General features: G+C 52.1%; 18 protein-coding genes. 3 read left to right on the top strand and 15 right to left on the bottom strand.

Translation table 11 applies throughout. From position 1 onward, the window contains the following. Positions 1-10 precede the first annotated feature (10 nt). Positions 11-631, top strand: a complete 621-nt coding sequence (gene purN, locus JZM60_RS14060) for a phosphoribosylglycinamide formyltransferase (protein ID WP_207163051.1) — start codon at positions 11-13, stop codon at positions 629-631. A 68-nt stretch (positions 632-699) separates the two neighbouring features. Further along, positions 700-972, top strand: coding sequence for a cytochrome c7 (locus JZM60_RS14065; protein ID WP_207163052.1), 273 nt, complete (start codon positions 700-702; stop codon positions 970-972). A 90-nt stretch (positions 973-1,062) separates the two neighbouring features. Here JZM60_RS14065 and xseA read toward each other — a convergent pair whose 3' ends face one another. Further along, entirely contained in the window at positions 1,063-2,412 is a 1,350-nt protein-coding gene (gene xseA / locus JZM60_RS14070; protein ID WP_207163053.1) for an exodeoxyribonuclease VII large subunit, read from the bottom strand. 95 nt (positions 2,413-2,507) lie between these two features. Between xseA and JZM60_RS14075 the strand changes: the two genes are divergently transcribed. After that, on the top strand, positions 2,508-3,917 hold the full coding sequence (locus tag JZM60_RS14075; protein ID WP_207163054.1) for a ParA family protein: 1,410 nt from the start codon (positions 2,508-2,510) through the stop codon (positions 3,915-3,917). 10 nt (positions 3,918-3,927) lie between these two features. Here the strand turns inward: JZM60_RS14075 and JZM60_RS14080 are convergent, their stop codons facing one another. From JZM60_RS14080 to pilM, 14 genes are all read right to left on the bottom strand, one after another. Next, positions 3,928-4,890, bottom strand: a complete 963-nt coding sequence (locus tag JZM60_RS14080; protein WP_207163055.1) for a divergent polysaccharide deacetylase family protein — start codon at positions 4,888-4,890, stop codon at positions 3,928-3,930. A 142-nt stretch (positions 4,891-5,032) separates the two neighbouring features. Beyond that, complete coding sequence (locus JZM60_RS14085; RefSeq protein WP_241426270.1) at positions 5,033-6,538, bottom strand: hypothetical protein; 1,506 nt, start codon at positions 6,536-6,538, stop codon at positions 5,033-5,035. A 162-nt stretch (positions 6,539-6,700) separates the two neighbouring features. Beyond that, positions 6,701-7,315, bottom strand: a complete 615-nt coding sequence (locus JZM60_RS14090) for an AfsR/SARP family transcriptional regulator (protein WP_241426433.1) — start codon at positions 7,313-7,315, stop codon at positions 6,701-6,703. Positions 7,316-7,484: 169 nt separating this feature from the next. Further along, positions 7,485-8,816 (bottom strand): S41 family peptidase, encoded by a 1,332-nt coding sequence (locus JZM60_RS14095; protein WP_207163057.1) that lies wholly within the window; start codon positions 8,814-8,816, stop codon positions 7,485-7,487. Positions 8,817-8,842: 26 nt separating this feature from the next. Continuing rightward, positions 8,843-10,027, bottom strand: a complete 1,185-nt coding sequence (locus tag JZM60_RS14100) for a murein hydrolase activator EnvC family protein (RefSeq protein ID WP_207163058.1) — start codon at positions 10,025-10,027, stop codon at positions 8,843-8,845. Beyond that, on the bottom strand, positions 10,024-10,974 hold the full coding sequence (gene ftsX / locus JZM60_RS14105) for a permease-like cell division protein FtsX (RefSeq protein ID WP_207163059.1): 951 nt from the start codon (positions 10,972-10,974) through the stop codon (positions 10,024-10,026). The genes JZM60_RS14100 and ftsX overlap by 4 nt, the downstream gene beginning before the upstream one ends. After that, positions 10,961-11,632 (bottom strand): cell division ATP-binding protein FtsE, encoded by a 672-nt coding sequence (ftsE, locus tag JZM60_RS14110; RefSeq protein ID WP_207163060.1) that lies wholly within the window; start codon positions 11,630-11,632, stop codon positions 10,961-10,963. The genes ftsX and ftsE overlap by 14 nt, the downstream gene beginning before the upstream one ends. Before the next feature lie 50 nt (positions 11,633-11,682). After that, the gene (locus JZM60_RS14115) at positions 11,683-12,099 is read right to left on the bottom strand and encodes a type IV pilin protein (RefSeq protein WP_207165616.1); all 417 of its coding nucleotides are present in this window, start codon (positions 12,097-12,099) and stop codon (positions 11,683-11,685) included. A gap of 7 nt (positions 12,100-12,106) precedes the next feature. After that, positions 12,107-12,565, bottom strand: coding sequence for a type II secretion system protein (locus JZM60_RS14120; RefSeq protein WP_420907824.1), 459 nt, complete (start codon positions 12,563-12,565; stop codon positions 12,107-12,109). Between the two features lie 53 nt (positions 12,566-12,618). Continuing rightward, positions 12,619-15,153 (bottom strand): cohesin domain-containing protein, encoded by a 2,535-nt coding sequence (locus JZM60_RS14125; protein WP_207163061.1) that lies wholly within the window; start codon positions 15,151-15,153, stop codon positions 12,619-12,621. Positions 15,154-15,182: 29 nt separating this feature from the next. Continuing rightward, positions 15,183-15,794: a type II secretion system protein PulP gene (locus JZM60_RS14130; protein ID WP_207163062.1), complete on the bottom strand. Its 612-nt coding sequence runs from the start codon at positions 15,792-15,794 to the stop codon at positions 15,183-15,185. Beyond that, positions 15,791-16,339 (bottom strand): type 4a pilus biogenesis protein PilO, encoded by a 549-nt coding sequence (gene pilO, locus JZM60_RS14135; protein WP_207163063.1) that lies wholly within the window; start codon positions 16,337-16,339, stop codon positions 15,791-15,793. Before pilO ends, JZM60_RS14130 begins: the two co-directional genes overlap by 4 nt. Further along, positions 16,336-16,875 (bottom strand): PilN domain-containing protein, encoded by a 540-nt coding sequence (locus tag JZM60_RS14140; RefSeq protein ID WP_207163064.1) that lies wholly within the window; start codon positions 16,873-16,875, stop codon positions 16,336-16,338. Before JZM60_RS14140 ends, pilO begins: the two co-directional genes overlap by 4 nt. Beyond that, on the bottom strand, positions 16,875-17,774 hold the full coding sequence (gene pilM, locus JZM60_RS14145) for a type IV pilus biogenesis protein PilM (protein WP_241426271.1): 900 nt from the start codon (positions 17,772-17,774) through the stop codon (positions 16,875-16,877). Before pilM ends, JZM60_RS14140 begins: the two co-directional genes overlap by 1 nt. Positions 17,775-17,831 lie beyond the last annotated feature (57 nt).

A 17,831-nucleotide genomic window follows, 5' to 3' on the forward strand; every position in this document is an offset into this window, starting at 1 on the left:
AACCATACCCATGACTGAACTACTCAAAATCGGCGTTCTCGTTTCAGGAAACGGATCCAACCTCCAGGCCATCATTGATCGCATAGAGGACGGCACCCTACAGGCAAAAGTGGTCTGCGTCATCAGCAATAAAGCTGATGCCTTTGCCCTGGAACGAGCGAAACGCCACGGCATCCCCACCCATATACTCGATCATCGTGCCCACGCCAGTCGCGAAGCATACGATGTCGCCCTTGTGGATCTTCTTCGCTCCCACGGGGTTCGGCTTGTGGTTCTGGCCGGTTTCATGCGAATCGTCACTCGGGTCATTCTTGAGGCTTTCCCTAATGCGGTTATGAACATTCATCCGGCGCTCCTCCCTGCTTTTCCCGGCCTCCACGCCCAAAAACAGGCGTTGACATACGGTGTTAAAGTCTCGGGATGCACCGTACACCTTGTAGATGAAGGAACCGATACCGGCCCGATTATCATGCAGGCCACCGTCCCCGTACATGACGACGATTCCGAGGATTCACTCTCTGCCCGCATCCAAAAGGAAGAGCATCGGGCTTATCCCGAAGCCATTCGGCTTTTTGCAGAAAGGCGCCTCACCATTAATGGCCGGAAAGTAATCATCGAGCCGTCGTACTGAACTCCTGCCAGCGTAGGCTGTCAATTTCGCAGCATCAGGTTCATGATAACGGCAAAAGGAACTTCATCATGAAAATGATCATTTATCTGCTGATTTTTTCGATGTTTACAACTTCAGTTGCCATGGCTGCGGATACCATAGTTTTCCCGTCAAAAAGTGGCAACATAACGTTCAACCACAAACGTCACATCGACTTTCTCAGGAACTGCAAAAATTGTCACGAGAAAGCACCAGGCAAAATAGTCAATTTCGGCAAGGATTACGCCCATAAAACCTGCAAGGGGTGCCATGAAATAAGAGGGACCGGACCAACCCGCTGTGGGCACTGCCATGTGAAATAGACTCTTCTACTCTTAACGAGTGAATGACAAAAAGCCGAACCTTCAAAGGGGTTCGGCTTTTCTGTTGGTCATGGTGATACCACTTGAAAATCAGGGCATATCGTCACTAATGGACTCCACTCGGCACAGTGCCCGCCCCTTATATAAGAGAAGCTCGAGACTGTCGTTGGGATTAAGCTGACTACTTGCCCTGACAACGGATCGGTTTGGAAGTTTCAAGGTAATGCTGTAGCCCCGCGCCAAGGTGCCCAAAGGGGAGAGAGTTTCAAGTCTTGCCATGAGCACCGCTGCCACCTCGCGAGAACGGTCTAGGTGGCGGCGCAGGGAAATCTCGCTTCGACTGTTCAAGGCAATAACCAATTCCCGTGTCCGCTCCACAGCGAGAGACGGGTTTCTCAACCTCAAGTTATTCTTTAAAGATTCAACCGCAATAGCCTGATATTTTACAGATCCTGCAATCGAACGCTCAAGTCGTACAGACAGATCATCAACCCGTTGTGCCAAGTGGCCAAGGAGCATGGTCGGATCGCGAAGGGCGCGACCAAGAGACTCAAGTTCACCGCCGGCCTCTGCCAATGTGCGATGCATTCGCTGCAGCAACCTATGCCGTAGAAACTCGACCCGAGATGCCAGCTCCTCCTTGCTCTTCACTACGAGTTCTGCCGCCGCTGAAGGGGTCGGTGCCCGCAGATCGGCAACAAAGTCTGCAATGGTGAAGTCAACCTCATGTCCTACGGCAGAGATGACCGGTATGCGAGATCGTGCGATTGCACGGGCCACCTTCTCCTCATTGAAAGCCCACAGGTCTTCCAGCGACCCACCTCCCCGCCCGACAATCATCACATCAACGTCACCGTAGCTGTTTAAATCATTGATAGCCTCGACTATGTCTTCAGCAGCCCCCTCACCCTGTACCTTCACGGGTCTCAAGAGAATTTCCACATTGGCGAACCTGCGGTTAAGAACCGTCAGGATATCGTGGATTGCTGCTCCCGTGGCCGATGTGACAACCCCGATACGTTGGGGGAGCGATGGTATCGACCGCTTGCGTTCCTCTGCAAAGAGCCCTTCCTTGGCGAGCTTCTCCTTGAGCTGGATAAACGCAAGCTGCAGGGCTCCCATTCCCTGAGGCTCGAGGTATTCTACGAGCAACTGATAATCGCCGCGCTGTTCATAAAGCGTGATTCTCCCCCGGACGATCAACCCCATCCCGTCCCTCGGACGAAATTTCAGCGCCCGGGCCGATGCGCGGAACATGACGCACCGGATCTGAGCTCCGGCATCCTTCAAAGTAAAGTAGAGATGACCGGAAGCGGGCATGACGAGGTTGGAAACTTCTCCCTCCACCCAAACATGCTCAAAATTGTCTTCAAGCACGCCCCTGATGAGCGTGGTAAGCCTGGAAACAGAAAGAATCCGCTTTTCGGAAAAAAGCTCCACAAAAACTCCTCACAATTACGGTCAGTTCCAGCGTTTCTACCATAGGGTAAACAACGTGTCAAACCGGTTGACCGTCGTTGCCGCCTCAGTGTAGTATGGGTGCCATGCAGAGTTATCCATACGTTATTACCGTCTCCTCGGAAAAGGGAGGCGTCGGCAAGACAACCCTCGCCACCAACCTGGCAATATACCTTAAAGCACTCAATGAAGATCTGCCGGTATCCATCTTTTCCTTCGACAACCATTTTACCGTGGACCGGATGTTCGAAATCAAGGGACAACGGACCGCGGGCACTGTTGCAGACCTTCTTTCCGAGGCTCCGGGAAAGGACCTGATTCATATAGGCCAGTACGGCGTCGGCTATATACCCTCGTCCGCAGACCTTTCCGGCAACAAGAACGCCATCAGAAACCCGATGGAGCTGACACGGCTTCTGGCCTTATCCCGAATCCCCGGCATCATCATCATCGACACTCGGCCCGACTTGGACATCCTTACCCAAAATGCCCTTTTCGCCGCCGATCGTGCCATCATTCCGGTTAAGGATATGCCCAGCCTGGAGAACTGCCGGAACATCTTCGCCCTTTTTGATCAAAGGGGTCTCGATCGCAGGAGCCTGACCCTTATTCCCTGCCTTGTGGACGAACGAATCAAGTTTGACGGCCCTTTTGCCGACCAGAAGTCCCTTTTGAAAGCTTACGCCATCAACCGCGGCTATCGCTGCTTTGAAACCTATATATCGAAAAGCCCCAAGGTGGAGAGCCTCAACACGAACCCGGACGGGAAAATCTACCCCATCCTTACCCATGCCAAGTGGACAGAAGTCCACAGTCAATTTGCACAGCTTGCCCAGACGGTAATTGCGGAATACCAAGGGACTGCCGAACCCCGCTCCCTCCTTTTCCATCAATGGCTTTTGACTGAAGAAGATCGAAAGAAAGAGGCTTTCTTCGCCCGTCTCTCGGGGCTTAAAACGGAATGCCTCCTCTGTGGGCGCCCTACTTCGGGGGACACCGACAACGAAGGTTCCTTCTACTTTGAAGTTTCAGACGGAAGCGCCGCAGGCTTTTTCGAAGAGGAGTGTTTTTTCCGGCTTCTGATGACCAACATCTACAATCTGGATACGAGCCTTGACGAAGACGACCCCACGCTCCTCATTTTGCACGATTCAGCCCGGGAATCGGCATTTGCATTCCGGCCGGTGACGAACGGCAGCGGTACCACGGTAGAGTTCCACCGCTTTGACCTGAACGGAATGCATCTCCTGAAGAAAACCTATCCTTTGCGTGAATTCGATGGGGGGATACTTAAGCGTGAAAGGAACAAACTGTTCTCATTGATGGCGGACACTTTTGGCAGTAGCGTAGAGCGCTCACCCGACAGCTTTTTGCTCGTTCATCCGGTTAATCAGGACAAACCGGAGGCCATACTTAAAGAAGAGCGTTACCGTAGTTTCACCCGACTGCGGCAGAGCATTGCCCGGCAGATTCTGCAAGCCAACTGAACCAAGGGCATCAGCGTACAAGGGATGACACAGGGACAAAGGTGATACCCTCGTCCCGCAGTTTCGGCAATTCCAGAGCTAGAGCCTGTATTGTTGCCGGATGCGGATGACAGATGGCAATAGCCCCCCCCCGTTTACGGGCAATGGCCGCCGCCTGCCGAACCTGCTTTGAGATATACCCCACGTCCTGGATATTATCGAGAAAAACAGACCGTGACGCGCTCCTCATCCCCATTTCGCGCGCCACTGTCTCTCCAGTCGATATTGCCGACGTCTTGCTGTCGATAAAGAACAGCCCCTTACCTCTTAAAACCCCAAGCACCACCGCCATCTTGTCCCGGTTTTCGGTAAAAGCCGAGCCCATGTGATTATTTGCCCCAACCGCCTGGGGAATTTCCCTCAGATAGCCGTTTACCCGCGCAGAAATCTCCTCGCTGGAATAGGAAAGCAGCAGTCCATTGTCCTCAAGACGTCGCTCAGGGTATCCCTTGGGCTCCATGGGAATATGGAGTATCGTCTCTATTCCCCGGCGCTGTGCCTCCTGGACAACCTGGCGCACCTTCGGAAGTCCGGGGATGATTGCAAATGTCACGGGCACGCCGATGTCGATAATTGAACGGGCTTCCTGCATCCCCTTCCCCATATCGTCAATGATAATGGCAAGGTTTCCGGAACCACGCGGACGTGAACGGACAGGACGCTCTTCCTCATGATAGGGAACGACAGTCGCCGTATAGTCCTCGTGAACGACCAGGTTCGGTTGGTTCTTTTGCCGGGGCGGAAGCTTGTGCCTTTCTGCGGCACTCGGTACATACGGTTTTCTCTGAAGCTGTTTTTGTTCAAAAAGGCTGTCAGCAAGAAACACCGACGCAATGATCAATATCGCGATAATCAGAAAAACAATGACCGGACGCAAATTTCGTCCGCCCTTTTTCCTGTTTACCCTGATTTTGCCGTTTCGTGATGTTGCCACAAATAATCCTGTTAATGAAATATCGGTACAGTTGTGTATAGCACACTGGCTCGGCAATGGGCAACGGACTTTGGTTCAAGCAAAAAGCCCGCCCGGGAAACGGGCAGGCTTTTAGGAGAAATACGGGGAAAAGTGGTGAAGCTTACTTCTTCGCACCCTCACCACCAGTCACGGCCAGATAGTTGGCGGTAAAAATGTAGTCATCCAAATAATCCCGGCGTCCGTCACCGTTAAGATCGAAAGAGGGAGCTTTGCCGGCTCCGGCAGTAGCGAGGAAGAGCGCAAAATCAGCCTCATCCACCGCCCCTTTCTTGTCGAGATTGACATCAACGCGGGGAGCGATAGTGAATGGATAATCTACGATATTCTCACCATTAACCACCGTCAACACAGCATCAACTCTTCCTGACTCGGGAACTGCCTTTATCATCCAGGTATTATCTCCTTGTTTGCGCAATGACTGGAGACTGGCACCTCTTAAGGCAAAATTCGGAGCTTGACTGCCACGCTCCGGCAGTTCGACCAGGATTTCAAGAACCGTTGTCCCGTCAGCAATAAAAACTGAAGGGTTCTGTTTTATTGAAGGCATTACCGGCTGCTTGAACAAGGCAATGAAGGCTTTAGGCGACTTTTCTCCGCCATATTCCCTGAAGCGTTCCAGAACTCCCGGATAGACAACGTATTTCTGATTCTGAGCCGGCCCGGCAACCGGAGGGATAGGCATTGACCGGTCAGAAGCGGGCGCTTCGACAGGATGACCCTGCATTTCCTGTTCAATAGCATCGGGAGATTCTTCCAACTGCGCGGAATCATCATCGACTTCAGACTCCTGTTCAAGGGGGGTCTCCAGCTCCAATGGCGGTTGCTGCGCATCAGTGCCCAAATTTATAGTCCCTGCAGCTATATATGGTGACGATGACACGGCAGAGCCGGTGGAAGAGGAGTTCTGCTGTGTCTGATCCACCGTTACAGGCGTCTCCACAGTCGTGGGTGTCTCCACGATTGCAGGTACCTCCACGGTTGCAGGTGTCTCCACCGTTGTAACGGTCTCTGAAGGGGTGGAAATACCGGGATCGCTCTGTTGGTCTGTACTTGTTTGAGTCGAGCCTGAATCCGATGAATCAGTATTGGTATCACCAGAGCCCGCACCGGTTGCAGTATTAGCCCCTTGCCCGGTGCCGGATGACGATGAGCTGCCGGTTTGCTGGTTTGAAGCATCGAGCCCCGTCAGCTCACAGGTGAGAACGGGTCGTCCCCACGATTTACCCGTTGGAGTGAACGTCACGATGGCAACGGTTCCCGATCCGGAAACCGGCGGTTCGTTCACCATTGCGATCCGTACCGTTCCTGCCGTCTCCACTATGTGCGGCATAAAAACCAGCCAGTTCGATACAAATTCGCCCCTTTTTACAGAAGGCTTTGACAGGGCGGCTTTGTCGTAGGTAAGCATTAAATCAATCGCTCCGATATTGACAAGACCTCGGGCAACGACCCTGTAGCTCCCGTTGCCCGCATCCTCCAGATCAAGGCCGACGCAGGAAGCAGATGCGTTAAAAGTCATGGGGGGAATTAACAGCAACAACCCTGCAAGGAGAAGAGAAAAACCGTTGATTCTCATTTTAATGTCTCCCGTGAGCGGTTCAATCAAGCATTAATATCTTATATCGGCAAGTTGCAATACAGCATTACTTTTAGTTCAGGTAGGGACAGACGCGACGGGCATTAAACAAACAAGCACATACGATGCCAAGGCCGTCTCATTTAAAGCAGAACGTGTCGCGTCCATTAAGTACAGGCAGGAGTATACTCTTCAGCTGTTGGTTTGGACAGCTTTTAGAAAAGAAATAGCTTTGACGGCATCGTCGTTGCCTTCAAGCTGATAAACTCTCTGGAGGGAACTGAGGACAGAATGTTGGAGCCTTTCAAGTTCGTTGCGCTCGGCGCAGATATAGTTATCAAAAGGCTCTTCCGGAAGAAATGCCCCGGCAAAAAGATCCTGGGCAGCTTCAAGATATCTTCTGGCGGCGGCGATATCACCACGAGCAAGCATTTTTATTCCTGTCTGCGCATAATTTTTAAACTGACTGGAATCGAGTGAAAAAATGCCGAAATCGAGGCGAATAGCTTCTCCCAAGGTCATGATCGGGTTGATGCTGCGGGGGCCGGAAAACGATTTGCGCAACCGGCTCAAAGTGGTCTTGAAATTTTTGGCGCCGGCGACCGGGTCGCACCCGGGCCACAGCATGTCGATGAGCTTGTCGCGGTGGAGCCACTGGTCATAGGATATGAGCAGATAGCAGAACAATATCCTTGCCTTCTGACTTTCCCACATGATGGTAATCGGAGAATTGAGATGGTAAAGCGACAGCCCCCCGAACGTTATTATCGAGATCCGCTCGGAACCTCCGGCATCTTGACCAATCATATCCACTTCAGGATCCGTATGCATATTTATTAACCAAAGTTAAATTTCAAAACAATGCTCGTTATGTACTACAAACGGGGAGGCGAGTCAAGAAATCCACGGCAAAGACTGAAATCACAAAAAAAGAGGGGTGATGTACCCCTCTTTTTTTGTGTGCCTGCAACATTGGTTATTTCGATTTATTCATCGTTTTAAGGATTTCCCATCCTTTAAGCAGATCCAGGGCGCGCAATACTTGATAATCCCCCTTCAGCTGTTCATCCGTTTTTATGGGGGGGGTCTTTTCTTTCTCCGTCTTTTTATCTGCCTCTCCAGCTTTTTCGCCGGACTCGAAATGGTTTTCAAGATCTTTTTCCCTGATATGACCATCCTTTTTCTCGGCAGATTGTATCTCGGCGCGCTCCACAAGAATGTCAGGCGTTATCCCCTTGGCCTGGATGGAGCGGCCGTTCGGCGTAAAGTAACGGGCCGTGGTGAGTCGCAACCCTGAATCGTCGGTCAGAGGGATAATGGTCTGTACCGACCCTTTGCCAAAACTCTGGGTTCCCATAACAACCGCACGTTTGTGGTCCTGAAGGGCACCGGCCACAATCTCGGACGCGCTTGCACTACCACCGTTTATGAGAATAACCATCGGATAAACCGGTTCGGTTCCGCTTTTGCGGGCACTGAACTGCATCCTGGAGTCCTTCTCGCGGCCTTCGGTGTAGACAATCAGCCCATCTTCGACAAAATGGTCGGCAACCTTCACCGCCTGGTCGAGAAGTCCGCCGGGATCATTGCGGAGATCAAGGACCAGACCTTTCAAAGACCCACCGTTTTCATCCTTGAGCGTCTTAAGGGCTTTCACCAGATCGCTGTCGGTTTTTTCCTGGAACTGGGCAATCCTCACGTAACCGTAACCATCATCCAAGGTCATGAAACGAACACTCTTAACCTGGATGATATCACGGACGATGGTGAACTCTTTCGGCTTGTCGAACCCTTCTCTTACAATAGTAAGGTTAACCTTGCTCCCCTTTGGACCCCGCATCATCTTGACCGCGTCCATTATCCCCATGTCCTTGGTGAAGCGATCATCTATCTTGAGAATCTGGTCACCGGCCTTGATTCCGACGCGGAAAGCAGGTGTATCCTCAATGGGGGAAATAACCGTCAGGATGCCATCCTTGATGGTAATTTCTATGCCGAGGCCGCCGAAGGAGCCCTTGGTGTCGATCTTCATCTCCTTGTACATATCGGGAGGCATGAAAGAACTGTGAGGATCAAGGGACGCCAACATGCCGTTAATGGCGCCATAAATGAGCTTCTTGGTATCAACCTCTTCGACATAGCTCTTTTTCACGATGGCGAGCACATCGGTAAACAACTCGATTGATTCGTAATCGTTACCCCCCTCGGCAGCACATCGATTCTGAACAACCAACCCGCCAACGGCAAACACCGTGAACAGGGCTACAGTTGCAAGGGCTATCTTTTTCCATTTCGTGGATCCGAACATCATGCCTCCCGTATTATGACTACCAACTATCTACACCAGGATGCCGGGTCAACCGGCCTGCCCTGGTAGCGTATCTCAAAATAGAGCATATCTCCCCGGGGAGAATCCACATCCCCCACACTGGCAATGGTCTCATTCCTTGAAACTTCAGCTCCAACCCTTTTTGCTATCCGCGAGGCATGGGCGTAAAGACTGAAGAACCCGTCGCCATGGTCAACAATCACCATATTGCCGTAACCTTTGAAATAGCTGGCAAAAATTACTTTTCCCTCGTAAACGGCCTTGATGTCGGCTCCAGACGGAGCTGATATGGATATGCCGTTACTGACGGTGTAGGAATTGAACTCCGGATGCTTATGACGGCCGAATCCGCTCACGACTTGGCCGCGGACAGGAAGTGAAAGCCTGCCCCGTTGAGCTCCGAAACCCTTGCCGGAGACCGGCGGAAGGGGTGCATCTTTACCTCTAGCGGTAGTTTTGCCAGCCCGTGAAGTATAACTCTTTCTGCTTATCGCTTCAAGCTTTCGCACCATGGCCTGAAGCCTGCCGGCATTGGCCTGGAGCTCTCGCAACGACGCCAGATGTGCCTGTTTGTCCTGACGCACTTTGACCAGATATGCGGCTTTCTTGTTCTTTTCTCCCTCAATCTCCTGCTTTTTCTGCTCGATACCGATTTTCAGGCGTTCCTTTCGGGTGGCATCGGTTTCAAGTGCGGCCTTAAGCTTTGAAAGTTCGGCTATTTTCTTGTTGTAATCATTAAAGAGCCTTCTGTCATTCTCAATTACCGACTTCATATAGCGAAGGTTTTCCACCATCTGGGGAAACGACTCGGAAGAGTAGAATATCCGCATATTGCCTATCTCTCCGGCCTTATATACCGAAACGAGACGACGCTCTATTTCCCGGCGCTTTTGTTCCACTTCATCCTTGACGGATGCTATATCATTCTCGGTCTTGGAAATAGAACGCTCGACGCCACTCAACTCCCTGGCCAGGGAAGCAAATTGTGCCTCCTTTTGCTTGAGGGTTTTGTCGATCACCACCAACTCGCCCGAGACTTTTTGCTCTACCTTGGCAGTCTTATTAAGAAGCTGTTTCTTCTCCTTAATCTCCTTCTTGACCCCCCGCAGCTGGTCACGCACGTCGGCGCCGGAAGCTGCCGCGATAAAGAGCCCCAGAACTATGACGAATATGCAAGGTAAATGCTTCATTGCGGGTTATTTATGAAACGCTTGAGGGAAGTCAGGCTCCCCAGAAAGCCCAGGATTACTCCGCCTGCGAAAATACCGGCGACATAACCGGCGGGAAGGAAGGAAAGCCCCGTCACAGAAGAAGAAAAGTTTACGAAATTTGTCGCGCTATGGAGAAAACCAAAATAGGCAGCCACAAGAATGAGCAGGGCCAAAACCGCACCGGCCGCTCCCTGCAGAATTCCTTCAATGAGAAATGGCGCCTTTATGAAAAAACGGGTGGCACCCACCAGGTCCATGACCTCAAGTTCTTCTTTCCTGGCATATATCGTCAACTTGATGGTGTTTGACACAATGAATAGCACCGCCATGAGAAGGAATCCACCGAGGAGCGCCCCCACAAAGCGGAGAAAATTCATAAAGGTATTGAAGCGCCTGACCCATTCTTCTCCATACTGGACCTCGTCAATGCCTGGAATATTTTTAAGGCGCTCTACATAGGCTTGCATGGCGCCATCTTCCCGGCTTTGACGCTTCAAGGTTATTTCAATGGATGAGGGAAGCACATCGGCAGGAACCCCGTCAAGAAGGGTCTCCTGCCCCTTCAGACGGCTGCGGAACCGCTCCATGGCTTCACCTTTGCTGACATACGAGACCTTATCCGTGCCCTGGATGGCTTTGATCCTGGCCAACATTGCCGCAAGCTCCTGGGATGATGGCTCCGTTTCGAAATAGGCGGTGACCTGAATCTTCCCGCTCCATTCGTCGGCAGTGGACTCCAAATTGACGAACACGAGAAGAAAGAGTGAAACTATCAGAAGTGCAAGCGTTATGGTGCCAATGGTAAGAACATTAACCAGCACGTTCTGCCTGATATTGAGAATAGCCCTGGAAATGAAATAACGGAGCTTGTCCCCTATCCCGTCTCCTGACAATGTTGGGCGAATGGACTGCTTATTTCGGGACATCGGTATCCTCCGCAACGCGACCTTTTTCAAGGACTATAACCCTTTTATGGCTGTTATCGATAACACGCCGGTCATGGGTCGCAACAACAACCGTAGTACCGCGGATATTGGCTTCACGGAAAATTGAAAGAATCTGCTCCTTGTTCTCGTCATCCAGATTCCCGGTCGGTTCGTCGGCAAGGAGAATCTTCGGGTCGTTAACCAGCGCCCGGGCAAGGGCAACCCGTTGTTGCTCGCCGCCGGAAAGCCGTAACGGGGTGGCGTTTATTTTATGTTCAATTCCCATCTGTTTAAGCACGTGATAGACCTTCTTGCCGATATCGCGCTTATTCCATCCCAATACTTCAAGCGTAATGGCAACATTCTCCAGTACCGTGCGATTGGGAAGCAGCTTGAAATCCTGAAAAACTACGCCGATAGTACGGCGGAGATAGGGAATCTGGGTCCTGGTCAACCGGGTTATGTTCTGCCCATCGACCAGAACCTGCCCCCGGTTGGGGACCAGGGCGGCATAGACAAGTTTCATCAGGGTCGATTTCCCCGCACCGGAAGGTCCCGTCACAAAAACAAAGTCCCCTTTGGGGACTTTTATGCTTACATCATTCAGTGCTGCCGCATCCCGTTGATACGACATGAAAACATTATGGAACTGAATCATCGCATCCTCTTTCTTAGACTCTTCATGTGCGCAGGTCATCACCCGGCGCACTACCATTCGTTGTATGGTTTCCCATCTGTGCCGACAAAGTCGGAGCCGCTGTGAACGTCGTACACATTGCCGGTTTCCCCCTTCCCTGACTCAGCCTCATCAGTGGGCTCCGGAGGCGAAACCGTAACCCAGGTATCCGATTTCATGGTGAAAGGGTCGCGGGGGAGACCATGGAGGTATTTCTTATCAACGAGCTCGTCAAGCGTATCGGGATATTTTCCCTGGTCAGCAAAAAATTGATCGATGCCGCTGCGTATACTATAAAGGTTTTCCCTCAGCACCGCTTCCCGCGCTTTGATGAGGCTCCATTTGTAACTCGGCACGGCTATGGTTGCAAGGATGCCTATGATGGTCACCACAATCATCAGCTCTACAAGCGTGAAAGCTTTCCGGTTTTGCAGCAGTCGTTTGAATATAGGCACGTTACCAGTCCTTATACAGTGTCCCGTCGATGGCCTTCCCCTCACTCAACGAGTAGACGTCGTACACATCGGAATTGTCCCAGGTGGTGCTGTCGGGCTCATCCTTGTAGGAACGCAGCCCCCATTCCGGTTTCTCGCCGGATGCTGGACGGTTGAAAGGGTCGACTGGAATCCTTCGAAGGAACTTCTTCTTGGTTGTAACCGCTTCGCTCCCGAAATCCGTTCCTTCAACAAGAGCCTCCAGGGTTTCGGGATATCCGGTTTCATTCAGGACCTGCTTCCCTTTATGGGCCTCGTCGTAAGCTTTCTTGTATTCATCGATCGCTGTGCGGATCTCTCGGAGAGACCTGCGAAGCTCAATCTCCTTGGTCCGCTTTACGGTCATTTGCGAAAAAGGAACCACTACGGTAGCCAGAATGCCAAGGATAACTACGGTTATCACCAGTTCGATAAAACTCAAACCAAACTGGTTTCTTACTATTCTACCGATTGCAGGAACAGAAAACTTCACCGTCACTTCACTTCTACAACTGTATTATAGGGAACAACGGTTATCGGCTTGTTTGCCTGATCGGTGAAGGTAACGTTCTGGAGCCCGAGACTTGCCGGCCCCTTGTTCTTTGCGACAAACGTAGCCGTAAGCAGGGAACCTGCTCCATCGATCCCTTCTGCCGCGGTACGCCCCATTGTAACGGTGACCTTGCCCTTCCCCTTGTCCGCCACGGCGCTGAAGCTGGTCGGTTTCCCGTCGCGCTTGAGGAAAGTACCCTCGACGGCCCCCTCATAATCTATGAAAATCGGATCGTAGAGGAGCACGAAGGGCGCATTCATAAGCCCTTTAACATCGGATACCCTGATCTCCACCTGGAATTTTGCGCCAAGATCAACCGCTGCCGGAGCTGATATGTTGAGACTTCCGCGCATGGATGGCTGAGTTGCCGCGGCAGCAGAAGCAGCAGGCGCAACCGGCAGGGGAAGCGGTGCTGTCGGCTGGGCCTGGGTGGACGGCTGCGTGACGGCCTCCGGCGCCGGAGCCTGTTTGACTGCCTGGGCATCAGCCGGTTGTGCGGCAGCCGGGCCGACGGCAGGTTGCGCTTGGGTCTTCGCTCCGGGTTGCTGCGGAACAACTGCCTGAACTGGAGGTGCAACAGGAGCTGGCGACAACGCTTTCCCGGATTTAGGAGCAGGCTGCCCCGTAGCGAACTCGGGTTCAAGCTCAAATGACGCGAACGGCTTGACGATCGCGGGGTCATCCTCCTTGCCGGACCAGAAGGCAGCCACATCAGGCTCGGGAACGGTAACAGAGCGCACGAGGCGCGGTGTAATGGCAAGAATCAGCTCTCGTTTCTGCGTATCGTTCGAATTGTCGCTCAGCAGCGGCCCGATAAACGGAATGTCGCCCAGCAGGAATATCTTTTGCTTCGCCTTGGTCTTCGAATCTTCTATCAACCCGCCTATGACGCTCGTTTCGCCATCCTTGAGACTAAGTACCGTGTCGAGGTTGCGGGTTCCAATGGTGACGACCGTCGTTGCAGAATCCTCGCCCCCCACCGTCTCCTTGGCAATGATCGAGCTGACCTCAAGGCCCAGCTTGATCGCCACCTCGTTGTTGAGCATGATGGTTGGCTCAGCGTTCAATTTGACCCCGACATCCACATACTGGACGTTCACACTGTAACCGCCGGTCGTACCGGTTGTGGAGGTAGTAGTGATCGGGACCCTGGTACCAACGGTAAATTTGGATTTTTCCCGGTTCTTCACCCTGATTTTAGGATTCGCGAGCACCTCGGCATTGGAGATGGTCTTGCCGAAATTGTACGAGGCGCTGGGAACGGTCAAAAACCCCTTGTAGCCGTTCCACGAGAATGTCTGCAACAACTCACTACCCTTTGTCACCTCGGACACTACGGTCGAATCCTTCGTGGTGTTGGTAAACGTGCCGGACAACCATGAATTGTCGGGAGTCAGGGTATTAAGCGAAACCGCATATCTGCTCAACGCAAGGCCAAAGTTCTCCACATTCCGTTTCGACACTTCGATGACTTCAACCTCGAGCAGAACCTCCGCATCCGGAACGTCATTGGCTTCAAGAATTTTGCCGGCGACTTCAACCAGTTCAGGGGTATCCCGTACTACTATGGCGTTAAGCTCCTCGTTCACGTAGACCTTGCGCACCTGCAGCATTGTCCGCAGGAGGTTGACCGCCTTCTTTGCGTCGAGGGTGTTCAGGAAAAACGTCTTGACGACCAGATCTTCATATTGTTTCGACTTTTCGGGAGTTTTCGGGAAAATTACAATTGTGCTTTCATTCAGAACCTTCTTACCGAGCTTGTTCATATTGGTCAGCAGGTCAAGGGCCTGCTGAAAACTTGCATTTTCCAGATGTATCGTTACGTTCTGGTCCTTTATCCCCTCATCGAAGATGAAATTGATGCCGGAAAGCTGTGTCAGAATGTAAAAAACATCCTTCAGCTTTGCATCCTTGAATTTGAGAGTAATCGGCTTGTTGGACTTTAAATTGAGCTCAAACCCCTCGAGCCGCGTCTTTTTTGTGCTCAACAGGCGCTCAAGGGCTTCCTGGGCTTCTTTGTTCTCTCCGTTGAGATCGAGCGCCTTGCGGTAAGCCCGCAGTGCTTCCCTTGGCTTGTTACCCTGCTCGAACTCCTGACCTTCCTTAAGATATGCGGCAGCATTCTTGACCCGAACAAGCTTGTCGCTCGCCTGTTTCGCGCGATGAAGCGACGGATCGAGGGCTACGGCCGACTGGTATTCGACAAGTGCCGCATCAAAGTTTTTCTGGGCGAGATATTCATCGCCTTTTTCAAGATGAACCTGCGCCGCTTTCTCGCTGACCTTAAGGAGCTTCATGCGGTATTCGTTCATATCCGGGTCGGCGGCAACTGCCTCGGAATACTTGATGACCGCCTCATCCAGCTTTCCATCCCGTTCCAACTTCTCTCCCTTGTTGAACGCGGTGAGTCCTGCCCCGCATCCCGCAAGGAACGCAACAAGCGATAACAAGGCGGCTATCCTGAAAATGATTCGCATGTACTCAGCTCCTTGAACCATCGTGGCATTTATCGTATCTGGCCGGCGAGGGGCCTGTTCTCAACAAGGGGAATAACCATCTCACTGCCATCGGCAAGGGAGCGGATCGACAGCGCATCATCGGTTATGGTTGTCGCCTCGTAATTACCAGCAATCTTGTCCCCCTGCCGGACGAGAAGTATCTCCTTGTCCCTGGCGAGGAAAATAGTTTTACGGTTATCCTTTTTCAGAAACCCCAAAAAAGTGAATCGAGCCATGTCCCGTACCACCTGCGGCGGTTGCGGCGCAACAGGCATAACCGGCGGCGGGGCAACCGGCACCGCCGGTATGGGAGGCGGCAGCACCGGACGAGGCAATACCGGCACCGACGCCAGTTGCTTTGTCTCGTCATGGAATATTGGACGGAATATATTCCGTTTGAAGCCGGCAAACCTGTTTGGAGGACATTCCATCAGGTCAAGCCGGAGTTTTCTTTCATCGTGCTGCACAGCGGGTAACTGCTTGCCGGCACGATTCACCGAACCGGGCGCGTAGGCCAGTTTCGATACCTTCTGCTGACGCGGCATTCTCACATAGCTGACAATGGCGGCAAGTACCAATACGAGAAGAAGGATGGCAAGAATCAGCTTCTGCCGGTTCATTTCCCCTCCGTTCGCAGATAGGCCGAAAGTTGCATCTTGAGAGAAACCTCTTCCTCTGTCCTGCTGTTGCTGGAAAGGGAAATGGAATCCATCGTCACCAGTCCCCCATAGCACTGCAGATCGGAGATGAAACTCTTGATACCGGCGTATTTGCCGTCCAGAGTCATGACAACCCCGTAAGTTACGAGATTCGACTCCTTGATCGGCTCGGGCTTGTAGGTTATCCCCTTGACCTTCAACCCATTGTTTGAGGCAAGTTCAAACACTTCCATCATCACCCTGGTAAAATCCCGCTTAAGTGGAATCCGTTGCTGAAAAGCCGCCAGATCTGCCTCGCCCTGCCGATAGATAGTCGTCAGATCTCCCTTGCTACCCGTCAGAAGAAGCCGCTTTTCCGACCACTCCTGTTGAAGCTTGACGAGCGCCGGCTGTTGAATGAACCGGGAATAGGCGGCCATTGCAATATTTGCCAAGACAAGGACGAGTACAGCGATAAAGGCCCATTTCCTGGATTTGACTATCTCCCGAATCTGCTCCCAGGTCATGAAAAGCCCACCTTGCAAGTGACGGTAAAACCAATACCCTTTTGTTCAGTCCCCTGCCGGATCTCGGTCTGATTCAGGAGAAACACATCGGAGACTCCCTGCTGACCTTCGAGATTTTCCACTAAAGCACGCAGGTTAGAGAACCCCTTCGCGCTCCCGGAAAGCGTCAAAGTGCCGTCATTGAGTTTAGGCTCAATTGCAGAGAGAGCAACGCCGTCAGGCACTACTGCTTCGAGTCGGTCCAGGAGCAGCAACCAGTTCAGACCCCTTTTGGCAAGGATAGCGTTGGCGGCCGAGATCTTCTTCATAAGCCCCTGATACTGCTCCTCCGATATTCCTTTTGCCGAAGTTGCAAAACGCGCCTGAAACTTCGCCATCTCGCCCTCAAGCCGCTTCGCATGGCCGGCGTCCGTTGCAAGCCCCTTCACGTTGAAAAACATGACGAGTGCAAGAATAGCAAGAACGGCCGCCAAAGCGAGATTCAACTTCCGCGTGTCGAAAAAATAACGGGTAGAGAGATTAATCCTGAGGTCCATCAGAGGTTCCTCGTTGCAGCGCCTAGGACTGCGACCAGGGAATCCAACGCAGCTCCACCGCCGGCTGTATTCCCGGGAATATCCACAAAGGTGTCTGACATGAGCATGAAAGGCTCGACACCGCAAGCCTCTGCAACAACGGTGCGGAACATATCCGCATGTTCACGCGGAGAAAAGCAGAAAGATTCGCGAAACTCGCGTCCAGGGTTCTTGTCGCGATAAAAAACAAGAGAGCTGTTGGTCTCCATGAAAACACGATTCATATCAGGAGAGTGGCCGGATAACTCCTTAGCCCTGTAGAACTCCAGTACCCCCCCATAAAAGACGAGGACGCTCAAAACTCCTTCGTGATAAGCAACAAAAAGCGAATTATCGCACATCTCAATCCGGGGTGAAAAGAACCGATAGAGATTGAAGGACGTAAAATCAATGCGATTGGGTTGTATTCCAGCCTCGATGAGCAGATTCTCGTATTGGGTGACCACCTGCCGTGCTATGACCGCCACGAGAACCGACATTTCGCCGTTTTCCTTCTCTCGAAGCACCTGATAGTCGAGATGGATATCGCTCATATCGAACGGGAGACTCTTTTTGAGCTTCCAGCGGATCAGGTCTCGCCCCTCTTCGTGACTCTTGAAACGAGTCTCCAGTTCGATGAGCGTAACACGCCCGCAGGCGTCCGGCAGCGAGACCGACACCAGGTTCGTACGATTGAGAAGCTTCAGATATGCTTCCCTCACCTGCTTGACGAAGAGAGCAGGCTCCAGGATATTAGGTTCCCGGTGCACGAGTTTTAAAGTCCCAGGGGGAAACTCGGCGCTTTGTTGAGCCAGAAGCTGCGGACGGCTCTTCTTTCCTCCGACCAGCGCCATCTTTACCCCTTGCGAGGTTATTTCCATCCCTACAGCGTTATGGGAGAAAAACATGCAAGCCTTCCATCTGGAAATTGAACAACA

The sequence above is a fragment of the Geobacter benzoatilyticus genome (assembly GCF_017338855.1).
Lineage (GTDB): Bacteria > Desulfobacterota > Desulfuromonadia > Geobacterales > Geobacteraceae > Geobacter > Geobacter benzoatilyticus.